This window comes from Kocuria atrinae (assembly GCF_039531425.1).
In the GTDB taxonomy this organism is placed as follows: domain Bacteria; phylum Actinomycetota; class Actinomycetes; order Actinomycetales; family Micrococcaceae; genus Kocuria; species Kocuria atrinae.
Window position 1 is genome coordinate 103,932 of record NZ_BAAAQA010000014.1, and the last position, 12,845, is coordinate 116,776.

General features: G+C 64.4%; 9 protein-coding genes and 1 tRNA gene. 6 read left to right on the plus strand and 4 right to left on the minus strand.

The window, feature by feature from the left end:
• Positions 1–12 precede the first annotated feature (12 nt).
• Positions 13–318 carry a winged helix-turn-helix domain-containing protein gene (locus tag ABD283_RS06535; RefSeq protein ID WP_344224170.1) on the minus strand — a complete coding sequence of 102 codons (306 nt, stop codon included), beginning with the start codon at positions 316–318 and terminating at the stop codon, positions 13–15.
• 545 nt (positions 319–863) lie between these two features.
• Entirely contained in the window at positions 864–1,949 is a 1,086-nt protein-coding gene (locus ABD283_RS06540; RefSeq protein ID WP_344224171.1) for a macrolide 2'-phosphotransferase, read from the minus strand.
• A gap of 94 nt (positions 1,950–2,043) precedes the next feature.
• Between ABD283_RS06540 and nudC the strand changes: the two genes are divergently transcribed.
• Positions 2,044–3,027: an NAD(+) diphosphatase gene (gene nudC / locus ABD283_RS06545; RefSeq protein WP_344224172.1), complete on the plus strand. Its 984-nt coding sequence runs from the start codon at positions 2,044–2,046 to the stop codon at positions 3,025–3,027.
• A 4-nt stretch (positions 3,028–3,031) separates the two neighbouring features.
• Positions 3,032–4,828 (plus strand): ATP-dependent helicase, encoded by a 1,797-nt coding sequence (locus tag ABD283_RS06550; RefSeq protein ID WP_344224173.1) that lies wholly within the window; start codon positions 3,032–3,034, stop codon positions 4,826–4,828.
• A 14-nt stretch (positions 4,829–4,842) separates the two neighbouring features.
• On the opposite strand, the gene ABD283_RS06555 is transcribed toward ABD283_RS06550, so the two are convergent.
• Positions 4,843–5,619 carry a hypothetical protein gene (locus ABD283_RS06555; RefSeq protein WP_344224174.1) on the minus strand — a complete coding sequence of 259 codons (777 nt, stop codon included), beginning with the start codon at positions 5,617–5,619 and terminating at the stop codon, positions 4,843–4,845.
• 228 nt (positions 5,620–5,847) lie between these two features.
• On the opposite strand from ABD283_RS06555, the gene ABD283_RS06560 reads away from it, so the two are divergent.
• Positions 5,848–6,453, plus strand: coding sequence for a M48 metallopeptidase family protein (locus tag ABD283_RS06560; protein ID WP_344224175.1), 606 nt, complete (start codon positions 5,848–5,850; stop codon positions 6,451–6,453).
• On the opposite strand, the gene ABD283_RS06565 is transcribed toward ABD283_RS06560, so the two are convergent.
• Positions 6,450–7,916, minus strand: a complete 1,467-nt coding sequence (locus ABD283_RS06565) for a zinc-dependent metalloprotease (protein WP_344224176.1) — start codon at positions 7,914–7,916, stop codon at positions 6,450–6,452. The genes ABD283_RS06560 and ABD283_RS06565 overlap by 4 nt on opposite strands.
• Before the next feature lie 264 nt (positions 7,917–8,180).
• Here ABD283_RS06565 and ABD283_RS06570 point away from each other — a divergent pair, with 264 nt between their 5' ends.
• From ABD283_RS06570 to ABD283_RS06580, 3 genes are all read left to right on the plus strand, one after another.
• Positions 8,181–9,266: a YlbL family protein gene (locus tag ABD283_RS06570; protein ID WP_344224177.1), complete on the plus strand. Its 1,086-nt coding sequence runs from the start codon at positions 8,181–8,183 to the stop codon at positions 9,264–9,266.
• 109 nt (positions 9,267–9,375) lie between these two features.
• Positions 9,376–12,372, plus strand: a complete 2,997-nt coding sequence (locus ABD283_RS06575) for a UPF0182 family membrane protein (protein ID WP_344224178.1) — start codon at positions 9,376–9,378, stop codon at positions 12,370–12,372.
• A gap of 217 nt (positions 12,373–12,589) precedes the next feature.
• Positions 12,590–12,663 (plus strand) — tRNA-Met (locus ABD283_RS06580).
• Positions 12,664–12,845 lie beyond the last annotated feature (182 nt).

Genomic DNA, 12,845 nt, shown 5'->3' on the forward strand with positions numbered 1-12,845 from the left:
GCCCGGGCCCAGTCAAGTGACCCCTCGCATGAGCCGGTCCAGGGCATCGAGATACCGGGTGAACGCGATTCGTCCATCACGGGTCAGGCCCATCCGAGTGACCGGTGTCCGGCCGTCGAACTCCTTGGTGATGAAGATGTAACCGGAGTCCTCGAGGATCCCGGCGTGTTTGGACAGGAGTGAATAACTCACCCCGATCACCTCGCGCAGAGTCTGGTAGTCGGCAGAATCCACGGAATTCAGTGCCGCAACGAGAGACAGACGAACCGGAGAGTGGATGACATCACTCAGACACTCTCGTGCTTCGGCAAAGTTCATCTACTTCCCCTCATAACGAGCTGCCCGCCTATCAGAAGAAGTGGAACGACAGCGATCACCGCCACGGCGGTCGTAACGACCCAGGACGTGTCATGGGTCTGCGGGACAGTCCAGAACCAACCGGCGATCATGGCAACCACCGTGGAAAAAACTCCCGCCCCAAGTAAGCGGAGTCGATGCCCGACTGGGTGAACGCCTCTTGCCGCGGCAATTCGGCTGATCACAACGAATAGTAAAATCAGGAACGCGATCTGCGAAAGAAGTCGTATGAGGCCGCCCCATTCCCATGAATGAGCCTGAAACGACACAGCCAGGAGAGCTGCGGCCCCAGCCGCCATGGCTAATAGGAGCCATCCTTCTGTACGAGCCACGCCTACGGGGGTCCTGTCGCGCGCCCGTTGCGCAGATTGCGACAGGTGGCCATGGGTCCGTGTCGGTTGTTGCTCCATGATGCAAGGATGGCGAGGGCTTTACGTTTCGTCAACCACTCTACGAATCGTTGACAGGCGGCATCAGCTAGAGGACTGCTCTCCCCGGCACAATGTCTATTGGTCCCGACGGGCAGCCGTGGACCCCGAGGCCTGCACGGGTGAATCCGGTTCGACACGTGACGGCTCATCCGGTTCAACCGCGGGCGGCTCGGGAATCACCCCGGGGGCCGGTGAGCCAGTGCGTTCCACGTCCAATGTCAGGGTGTTGAGCATCCGTTCGGCGTCCTTGACCATGGACTCGATACCGCGGTCCACGCCGCGCACGAGCCATTCGGCCAAGGCGAACTCCGCGGCCAAGTGGGCTCGCCGTAACAAATGACGATCGGGCGGTTGAACCGCGGCCACTGAGTAGGCCTCCAGGGCGGTGTCCGCGAAATCCGAGTCGGTCATGCCCACGAGCCACGCAAAGTCAACGGCGGGGTCGCCCACGTGTAGGTCGCTCCACCCGGTCAGGGCGCCCAGGGCACCTTCGTGCACGATCACGTTGTCCTCATGCAGGTCACCGTGCACCACGCGAGTCGAGAACCGCCACAGGGTGGTGTCCTCCAGGGCATGTTCCCAGCGGCGCAGTAGTTGGCCGGGAATCCGCCCGGTCGCGGCGGCCCGGTCAAGATCGTGGAGCATTCGGCTGCGACATTGTTCGGCGCTGTAAGCGGGCAGATCGGCGTCCATGACCAGGGCCCTGGGTAACGAATGGATGGCCGCCAGAGCCCGACCGACCTGTACGGCCAGGGGAGCGCGGGGCTCCGAGCTGGGGGCGGGGGCGCGTGATGGGGCCACGGGGTTCTCGTTCTGGCGGGTCATTTCCGCGAGGGTGAGGGTGGTGCCGGGCAGGTGTGAGTACACGAAGGTGCGCAGTCCCGATTGCTCGACCGACCCGACCACGCTGGGCAAATGGAACGGGAGGTGGGCACGCACCGACGGCGTGAACGCGCCGAGCACCAGATGCTCCGTTTCGAGCCGGATACTGGCTTCCGCGTTGAGCGGACTGCGAACCCGCCACCGCTTGTTCTGCGCGTCCTTGACCACGCACGAGCGGAAATCCGAGTTGTCGTCGGGAGAAGGACCGGTCGCTACCGGGGCGATACCGGGTACGGCGGCGGCGGCAATGGCTGCGAGCAATTCGGGGGTCGTTCTCACCTCGTCCACACTACCGGCAGTGTGCTGAGCACGGGCACAACGGTTACCCACAGCCACCTGCAACCTCCCGGGGAGTGCGGACTACAGTGGACGGGTGACTTCTTCCGAGCCCATTACCTGGACGCATGACCGGTCCGTGCCCGGCCTGAACCCCGCAGACCTGCCGTTCGCGGCGTCGTCTTTCGACCGTGATGCCGTAGACCGCGAGCACAGCGACCTGCGCGCAGCCGCAGCCACGGATCCCACCGCGCGCGTGCTCCTCATGGTGGGCGGTGAGGCACCCGTGCGTGACGGGCACCTGGTCCTCGACTCCTACGACAGAGCACCCGCAGCCAGTCAGGATCCGGCCCACCCGGACGTATACCTGGGCAGGCTGCGCGGGGATGGGTCACCCGTGGTGCTGCGAAGCTTCCCGGCCGGTGCAGATCTGCCGGGCCAGGAGCACATCACGCGGGCGGGTCTGCGCGTACTCGGCACCGAGCTCGAGCCCGAGGAGACCTCCCTTCTAGTCACTGCCCAAGCCGTGGCGCTGTGGCACCGCGATCACCCTCGATGCCCGCGCTGCGGCACGGTGACCGAGGTGATTCGCTCCGGTTGGGCGCGCGAATGCCCTAACGACCAGTCCCTGCATTTTCCCCGCACCGACCCCGCCGTGATCGTGGCAATCACGGATGGCAACGAAGACCCGGAACAGGAACGCATTTTGCTGGGACGGTCCTCGCTGTGGGCGAGTCATCGGTTTTCCACGCTGGCCGGTTTCGTGGAACCCGGCGAATCGGCTGAGCAAGCGGTGGTGCGCGAGATCTTCGAAGAAGCGGGCATTGTGGTGGGCTCGGTGCATTATCAAGGTTCTCAACCCTGGCCGTTCCCGCGTTCCCTCATGTTGGGGTTCCGAGCGGTCGCGCAGACCATCGATTTCACCCCGGATGGCCAGGAGATCCTGGATCTGCGCTGGTTCACCCGAGCGGAGTTGAAGGCCGCTGCTGCGGATCAGTCGATCGTGTTGCCGGGCCGGATTTCCATTGCCCACGCCCTGATCGTCAGCTGGCTGGGCGAACCGCTACCGGAAGGCAACTGAGCTATTGGCGAGTGATGTATCGGCCGAAGAACGAATCCTGGGCGGGCTGGATCCAGAGCAGCGCGTGGTGGCCACCACGCTGCAAGGCCCGGTCTGTGTCCGGGCCGGAGCGGGCACGGGTAAGACGCGCGCCATCACCCACCGCATTGCGTGGGGCATTGCCACGGGTGTTTACACCCCGCAGAAAACATTGGCGCTCACGTTCACCGCGCGTGCGGCCAATGAGATGCGGCAGCGACTACGTCAATTGGGTGCGCCCGGTGTTCAGGCGCGGACCTTTCACTCCGCCGCGCTACGGCAACTGCAGTACTTCTGGCCGCAGGCCGTGGGCGGACCGCCGCCGGGCCTGGTCAACCACAAGGCACGCTTACTGACCGAGGCTGCCCAATCGATGCGCCTCACCACGGACCGTGCGACCTTGCGTGACGTGGCCGGTGAGATCGAATGGGCCAAGGTTTCCATGCTCACCCCTGACACTTATGCGGCCGCAGCGGAAAAGCGCAGCATGCCCATGGGCTACGACGTGCGCACCATGCAACGCCTCTACCAGTCCTATGAGGACCTGAAAGCGGATCGCCATCTGATCGACTTCGAGGATGTCCTGCTCATCACCGTGGGCATCCTGGAGGAGGACGAGCGGATCGCAGCCGCCGTCCACTCGCAGTACCGTCAGTTCGTGGTGGACGAGTACCAGGACGTTTCACCGCTGCAGCAGCGGTTGCTCAATGCATGGCTTGGTCAACGCGATGACGTGTGCGTGGTGGGTGACGCCTCACAGACGATTTACTCGTTCACCGGTGCCACTTCGCGGCACTTGCTCGAGTTCCCGTCCCGTCATCCGAACGCGCGCGTGGTCGAGCTGATCCGTGACTATCGCTCCACACCGCAGGTGGTGAACACCGCCAACCGGCTGCTAGCCGCCCGCCGCCCCGCCGCAGGCTCCACCCCCGGAACCTGGGCCACCCCGCTGCAACTAATTTCTCAGCGTTCGGCCGGTCCCGAACCGTCTTGGAACGAGTACCCGGACGACGAGGCGGAGGCCGCCGGGGTCGCCACGCGCATCCAGGACCTCATTGACGACGGCGTTCCCGCCCGGGAAATCGCCGTTCTGTTCCGTACAAACGGGCAATCCCAGGCGTTTGAGGCCGCACTTGCGGACGCGAACATCGGATTCCAACTGCGCGGCACCGAACGGTTCTTCAACCGTCCCGAAATTCGGCAGTCACTCGTGCAGATCCGTTCCGCCGCCAAGACCCTGGGGGATGCTCCCGTCCAGGTTCCGCAACAGGTCAGGGACATGCTCAGCTCCCTGGGTTACTCGGCCCGCGCGCCCCGCTCGGACAGCGCCACCCGCGCTCGCTGGGAGTCGCTGTCAGCGTTGGTGTCCCTGGCGGACTCCATGGCCCACCGCGCGCAGGAAGAAGACGAAGAGTTCACCCTCCAGCAGTTCTCGGACGAGTTGGAACGGCGGGCCAAGGCCCAAGAAGCGCCGGTCATGGACGGCGTGACACTGGCCTCGATGCACTCCGCCAAGGGCCTGGAATGGGATGCCGTGTTCCTCGCAGGACTGTCCGAGGGGCTGATGCCCATTTCCTTCGCAGATACAGCCGATGGTGTGGACGAGGAACGCAGACTCCTCTATGTGGGGATCACCCGCGCCCGCGAGCACCTGGTGCTCTCCTGGTCATTGTCGCGTACCCCGGGCGGCCGGCCCACGCGGTCGCGCTCGCGGTTCCTGGACGCAATCCTGCCCGCGGCCGCAACGAACGTGGCTCAGCGGAACAGTCGCGCGCGCAGGTAAACGGATAACTGAGTTCAACTGTCCAAGGCGCACAGGCACTCGGTTCGGGGTGCCAAGGCGGCTCGATGGAGACCGTGGCGAAGAATGATCGCTCCCCGGGGCTCAGATTCAGACGAGTCGTGTGGATCCAACGCCTGCCCCAGCAGCTCGACCGAAATCTCCGAAGCGGTGATCACGCGCGTGAGCGTGGTCAGCGCGGGGGAATGCGGGGTGGTCACCGCATCAGTTCCTCGAGGCGGTTGATCTCGCAACAACTTGCGAGCATCTCGAACGGCGTTCACCAGGCACTCTCGACACGGTCGGCGGTACCAGGCCGAGATCGGCCAGGTCAGTGACATGGAACCATCCGTGACCACGGTGACCGTGGGCAGCTGTGCATCTGGCGAGGCAGCTAACTCCAACACGGTGAGATCCTGCGGCAGGGGGCCGATCACTGAGGCGCTGCGCAGCATCACCGCCGAGGGAATGACCGAGGAGCAGAACAATTCCGGCGCGCTCAATGGAACGCAGCGCGGCCATCTGTTCCGCAAGAGCTTGCGCAGGGCGTATTCCCGCGGCGAACCCGCGAGGGTGGGAGGGTACGGCCCCGTGGTCGTGTCGGCTGAAGTCACCGGGCTCGGATCCGTGACGTTGATCAGACACACTCCCGCGTCTGCCAGGAGCAGGGCCGTGGTGGCGGCCACGGGGTCCAAACCGGCGAACAACGCGTGTATTTCGTCCGGGTGGGACGGATCGGTCGGGTACCACTGGGCCGCTGAGTTGGTCGATGAGTTGGCGGACGTGGCTGTCATGGGCTGCTCCAAGACTCGAGAACCGGGTGGTCCCCACAGACTGCCAATTCGCGGGTGGCAAAGCAGCAGAAAAGGCGTCATCCACAGTTCGAGTGAAGTCCTGGCCCGCGTCCGAGATGTGCAGCTGGGCGTGGTCCTCGGAGGGCAGCGTTCGACCATGGTGGTCGCGAGGTGGGGCGGGAGTGCGCGATTGGTCACCGACCGCCCCGGAGTGGTGAACTACAGACCATGTCCCCGTTCCGCTCGCACCGAAGCACGCAGTCACGCAACACCGAGCCGCAGCCACCGCTGGAGCTACCCGAGGTGGTCGTGCAGCGCAGCGCGCGCCGAAAGAAAACGGTGAGCGCCCATTTCAGCGGAGAGACCGTGATTCTGGCCGTTCCGCAGTCGGCCACGCGCCGCGAGGTGGAGCAGTGGAAAACTACCCTGGTTCCCAAGATTGTGGCCAAGCGGGACCGGGCCCAGCGGAATGCGCAGCGGCGCAGTACGGATGACGCGCTGTGGCATATGGCCCAGGAACTCTCCGCCACCTACCTGGACGGCCAGGCACGGCCCACCGAGGTGAAATGGTCCTCGCGCCAGAACACCAGGTGGGGATCGGCCACACCCAGCACCGGCGTCATCAGAATCTCCACCCGACTGGCCACGGTGCCGGACTGGGTCCTGGAAACGGTGGTGCTCCACGAGCTGGTGCACCTGCTGGAGGCACACCACAACGAACGATTCTGGTCCTTGGCTCGTAAACACCCCAAAGCAAACGACGCCGCCCAGTTCCTGGACGGCGTCGCTTGGGCGGATGCCAACCCCCGAGAGGGATCGGCAGCCGTGGATTAAGCCTTGGGGGAGTCTCCGGGCTCCTCCGGTGAGTCATCACCGGAGTCGGCGGAGCCCTCGGTACCGGCAGAATCAGCGGTCCCCTCGGACCCTGAGTCCTGAGAATCGGCAGTGTCACCGTTCTCGGAGCCCTCGTAACCGCCGGCCAGCAACTTGGCCAGAGCAGCGTCCATCTCGTCATCGCTGGCGGTCAGCAGACCGCGGCGCTGTTCGAAGCCCTCGGGATCGTCGAGGTCCTCATTGGTGGGCAGCAGCTCGGCCGACTCCCAGAGCCCATCGCGTTCCTCGATGCCACGCTTGTTCTCCATGTGTTCCCAGAACGCTGTGGCCTCGCGCATGCGGCGCGGGCGCAGTTCGAGGCCCACGAGCGAGCCAAAGGTGCGCTCGGCGGGTCCGCCCTCGGCGCGGCGCCGGGACATCATCTCGGTGAGTGCTGCGGCGGACGGGATATTGGCCGTCGAGGCCACCGTGACCCGGGTGACCCAACCCTCGATGAGAGCCAAAATAGTCTCGAGACGGGCCAGAGTCGCTTCCTGGTCGGGCGTCATCTGCGGGCTGAACACGCCGGAGGCCAAGGCATCCTGGATGCCGGAGGGATCCATGGGATCCAGATCCTGCGCAATGGTCTCAATGCGATCCATGTCGATGTGGATGCCCGCGGCAAACTTGGTGATCAGACCCAGCACATGATCGCGCAGCCACGGCGCACCGTGGAACAGGCGCACGTGCGCGGCCTCGCGGATGCCCAGATACAGCATGACGTCAGAGGCGGGCAGGTCCAAGCCTTCACTGAACTCGGCAATGTTGGAGGGGACCAACGCGGAGCGGTCCTTGGACAGGGGCAGACCCACGTCCGTGGAGGACACGACCTCGCAAGACAGCGCGCCCACGGCCTGACCCAGCTGCATACCGAACAGCATGGAACCCGCTCCGGACAGCATTCCGGACAGGTCCGCTCCGCCCATAGCCTGGGACAGCTCCGGCGGCAACTGCTTGGTCATCGCCTCGGTCATGGCCTTGGAGACAGAAGCTGCCACGGGGGTGGTCATTTCCTTCCACGTCTCAGCGGTCGCCTCGATCCACTCCGCGCGGGACCATGCGGTGGGCAAAGTGGTGGGTTCGGCAAAAGCCGTCTGCGGAGTGAGCCACAGTTCGGCGAGCTTCATGGCGTCATCCACGGCGCCCTTTTGCTTGCCGGTCACCGACGGGTCGCCCTTCTGTGAAGCCACCTGCCGAGCGTGGTTGCGCGCCAGCTCCCAGTTGACGGGCTCATCGGTTCCACCGGTGCTCATCATCGACTGGATCTGCTGGAACATCATGGACATCGCCTGCGGGTTCATGGGCATGCCACCGGGCATGTTCTCACCCGACATTCCCTGGGACCCGAGCAGACGTTCGAACATCTCCTGGAACGGATCCTTAGGGTTGTCGCCGTTCTCGTCATGAGGAGGGTTCGAACTCATGGGTACCGCCAATCTGGTGGGAAAAAATGGATTCCGTTAAGCCTATCGGCAGGCCCCCGGGAGTACCACCGGTGCGGCCCCACAGTTCGCTGCCAGCTCAGGGACCGGCCTGTTTCGCAGGGAGGGGGCCTCCACTGGCGCCGACGTCGCTCGGCCGGCCGAGCGACGTCGGCATCAGTACCGAGTGGCCGGGTCGCGAAGGCGCGGTTCCCAGGTGGGGCAAGTACGCTATGACGGTCCTGACAATGGGTGAGAGGAGCGTGCGTGTCCGGTAGTAGCGGCAGCTCGCGATGGACGCGATGGCGCAAGAAGCAGTCCTTGGAATCGGTCGGTCTGATGGGCACCGCGGCCTTGTTGATCGCCGGTGTGGTGCTGCCTGCACCGTTCGTGGTCGAATCCTCGGGCCCCACCTTTAACACGGTGGGGGAGTACGAGGACCATCAACTCGTGAGTATCGAGGGTGCCCAGACCTATCCCAGCGACGGCAAACTGGACCTGACCACGGTGTACGTCAAGGGAGGGCCGGCCGGCCGCGTGAACGCGGTCAACGTGCTCATGGCCTGGTTCGACCCCACGGATACCGTGCTCCCGGAAGATGCCGTGTACGACCCCACTCTCACGGGGCAGGAAGTGGACGAATCCAACGCGGCTGCCATGCAGACCTCGCAGGAGGACTCGGTCGCAGCCGCCCTGGATTACCTGGACAAGCCGTACAAGACCACTCTTCAGGTGCACGCCAGCATTCCGGACACGCCCGCTGACGGTGTGCTGGAACCGGGCGACACCCTCCTGGCGCTGAATTCGGAGCCCATCACCGAGCTGGACCAGTTGCGCGATGGACTGGACGAGGCGGGGGAGAAGGGTGTGGACCTGACCGTGAAACGCGGGGAAGAGACGGTGACCCATCACGTGGACCTCTCCCGCAGCGAGGACACGGGCCGTTGGCAACTGGGCGTGTACCTCACCCCCGAATACGACTTCCCGTTCACGGTCGATTTCGAACTCGAGCAAGTGGGTGGGCCCAGCGCAGGCATGATGTTCGCACTGGGTGTCATTGAGGAGCTCACGCCGGGATCCATGGTGGGCACCGAGCACGTGGCGGGCACCGGAACCATCACGCCACAGAGTGAGGTCGGCCCCATTGGCGGAATCCGACAAAAACTGGAGGGATCGGCTGAGGCGGGCGCCCGCTATTTCCTGGCCCCCAGCGGAAACTGCAACGAGGTGCGGGGGTACGTACCCGAGGGGATGGACGTGATCGAAGTAGAGACCCTCGGAGAGGCCGTCAACGCGGTGGAGCAAGCGGCCGCGGGCAACGTTTCGAGCCTGCCCAGTTGCGGCACTCGATGACACCCCCGGGGAGTGTAATTGCACGTCCAAGGACCACCCCGCAGAATAGTCTTGACCTTTAACAATTGACAGATCACTATCATCAGCGCAGGAAGCTCAGAGGTAATCAGTGACCGCCGGATCTGCTGCCCCACGTCCATCCAGTACCTCCTCGGGAGGCCGCCGAAAACGCGGAGCACTGATCCCCACAGTGATTGCGGTGGTCGTTCTGATCGCCGCTTTTGTGGGCTTCACGCAGGTGTACACCAATATCCTCTGGTACGACCAGCTCGGATACCTGCGCGTGTTCGTCACCCAAAACCTCACCGTGATCGGCCTGTTCATCGTGTCCGCGCTGATCGTGGCCGGCCTGATGTTCCTGAGCCTGTGGCTGGCCTACAGGTCGCGGCCCAAGCAGGGCGCAGCCCAGGCCACGGACACCATGCGCAAGTACCAGCAGGCACTGGACCCCGTGCGCAAGATCGTGATGATCGCGGTGCCGCTGATCTTCGGTCTCTTCGCTGCCTCCACGATCGCCACCCAGTGGCAGACCGTGGCGCTGTTCTTCAACCAGGAACCTTTCGGTCAAACCGATCCTCAGTTCAACATGGACCTGAGCTTCTACGTATTCACCTTGCCGTTCCTGCGCTTGGTGCTCGGCTTCCTGGTGACCGCTTTGCTGCTGGCCGGCGTGGCCGGTCTACTCATGCACTACGTGTACGGCGGTATCCGTCTGCACGAGCGCGGTATCGACTCCACTCGCGCGGCTCGCGTGCAGCTCGGCTCCATTGCCGCAGCTTTCCTGGCTCTGCAGGCCGTGAACTTCTGGCTGGACCGGTACTCCACCCTGACCTCCAACTCGGGTAAGTGGACCGGCGCGCTCTACACGGACGTTGAAGCCGTCATCCCCACCAAGGGCATCTTGGCCATTGCAGCGTTGCTGGTGGCCATTCTCTTTGTGGTGGCGGGCTTCATCGGTCGGTGGAAGCTGCCGCTGATCGGTGCCGCCATGCTGGTGGTCGTGGCCGTGGTCGCCGGCGGCCTGTACCCCTGGGCCATCCAGCGCTTCCAGGTGACACCCACCGAGCAGGCCCTGGAGAAAGAGTACATCCAGCGCAATATCAACATGACCCGGCAGGCGTACGGCCTGGATGACACCGAGGTCATGCCCTATGACGCCACCACCCAGACCGAACAGGGTGCGTTGCGCGAGGACACCGAGACCACCTCGAACATCCGTCTGCTGGACCCCAACGTGGTCTCCTCCGCGTTCGCTCAGCTGCAGCAGTTCCGTCCGTACTACCAGTTCCCGGACATGCTCAACGTGGATCGCTACGAGATCGACGGCGAAGTTCAGGACACCGTGATCTCCACGCGCGAGCTGAATCCGGACCAGATCGACGGCTGGTACAACCAGGCCGTGGTCTACACCCACGGTTACGGTGTGGTGGCCGCTTACGGTTCCCAGGTCCAGGCGGACGGTAAGCCCGAGTTCATGCAGGCCGGCATCCCCTCCACGGGTGAGATCTCGGACAGCTACGAACCGCGCATCTACTTCGGTGAGAACTCTCCGCAGTACTCGATCGTCGGTGGTTCCGAAGAGGACGAGCCGCTCGAGCTCGATCGCCCCCAGACCAACGACGACGCCGCTGGCGACGCCAAGACCACTTTCGCCGGTAACGGCGGTCCCGGCGTGGGCAACTGGTTCAACCGACTGTCCTACTCGATCAAGTTCCAGTCCACGGACATGCTGCTCTCGGACGCTGTGCGCCCCGAGTCCCAGATCCTCTACGACCGCGACCCGCGCGAGCGTGTGGAAAAGGTAGCGCCGTACCTCACCGTGGACGGCAACCCGTACCCGGCGATCGTGGACGACAAGGTCGTGTGGATCGTGGACGCGTACACCACGGCTACCTCGTACCCGTACTCCACCCCGTCCGTCCTGCAGGACGCAACGCAGGACACCCAGACGGCCCAGGGCGCAGCGGCCTCGTTGCCTCCGGAGCGTGTGAACTACATCCGTAACTCGGTCAAGGCCACCGTGAACGCCTACGACGGTTCCGTGGAGCTGTACGCGTGGGACGATCAGGACCCCGTCCTGAAGTCCTGGCAGAAGGTGTTCCCGGAAACCATCAAGCCGTACTCGGACATGTCCGCGGATCTGATGTCGCACGTGCGCTACCCGGAAGACATGTTCAAGGTCCAGCGTGAGTTGCTCAACCGCTACCACGTGACCGAAGCGAACAGCTTCTACGCGTCCGACGACGTGTGGTCGGTTCCCAACGACCCGACCCAGCAGAACCGCGACGTCGCTCAGCCGCCGTACTACCTGTCCATGCGCATGCCGGGTGAGGACAAGGCGAACTTCTCCTTGACCACCTCGTTCATTCCGCAGCAGAACGAATCGGGCAACACCCGAAACGTGATGTACGGCTACCTCTCGGCCAATGCTGATGCCGGTACCGGTGAGGACGGCGTGAAGTCCGAGGACTACGGCAAGCTGCGTCTGCTCGAGCTGCCGCGTTCATCCGTGGTGCCCGGCCCCGGCCAGGCGCAGAACGTGTTCAACTCTGACACTGACGTTTCCACGGAGCTGAACCTGCTGCGTCAGGGTGCCTCCGAGGTCATCAACGGCAACCTGCTGACACTGCCCGCCGGCGGCGGCATGCTCTACGTGCAGCCGGTTTACGTGCAGTCCTCCGGCGACGCCGCCTACCCCACGCTCCGTCGTGTGCTGGTCGGTTTCGGTGAGAACGTGGGCTTCGCACCCACGCTGGAGGAAGCCCTGGACGAGGTCTTCGGCGGCGACTCCGGTGCCACGACCGCCAATGGTGCGGGCGTGAGCGAGGCGGAAGCCCGTGAGGCCCAGGGCGAGGAGGGCGCTGAAGGCGGCGCCACCGGTAACGAGGAGGACGGCGCATCTCCCAGCCCGTCGCCCACCGAGACCGGGGCCGCCCCGCAACCTCGTTCCTCGTCGCTGCAGGAGGCCCTGGACAACGCGAACACGGCCATGCAGGAAGCCGATGAGGCTCGCCGTGACGGCAACTGGGCCGAATACGGCGAGGCACAGGAGCGACTCCAGCAGGCACTCAACGAGGCCATGGAGCAGGACGGCGCCACCGAGTAATCTCGCTCACACGAGCGTCGCACTCCGAGGCGAACGAGGGCGGTCAACCACACGGTTGGCCGCCCTCGGCCGTTGTCGAAACCTTTTCTCACCTGCTTCGATGTATGCTCAGGCACGCGCTTCACCGGGCCACGCGAGGGATAGAACCGTGTGTTCACCGGGTGGACACCGCCGATTTGCACGGTGCGGATGAGGGACGTATAGTTTTACTCATCGCCGCGGGGTGGAGCAGTTCGGTAGCTCGCTGGGCTCATAACCCAGAGGTCGCAAGTTCAAATCTTGCCCCCGCAACTCGATTGAGAATCCTCGGTCAGGACAACTGACCGGGGATTTTTCCATGCCCGGGATTATGCGAGCATCCGTCGGGCTGTGGACTCTTCTGGCCACGACGGGCCACGGCGCACGGGGGTTAAAGGCCAAAATGTGTGTATGGCTCGGGTGTGTCATGGGTGGTTTCGGCCTGCCCAGCCGTG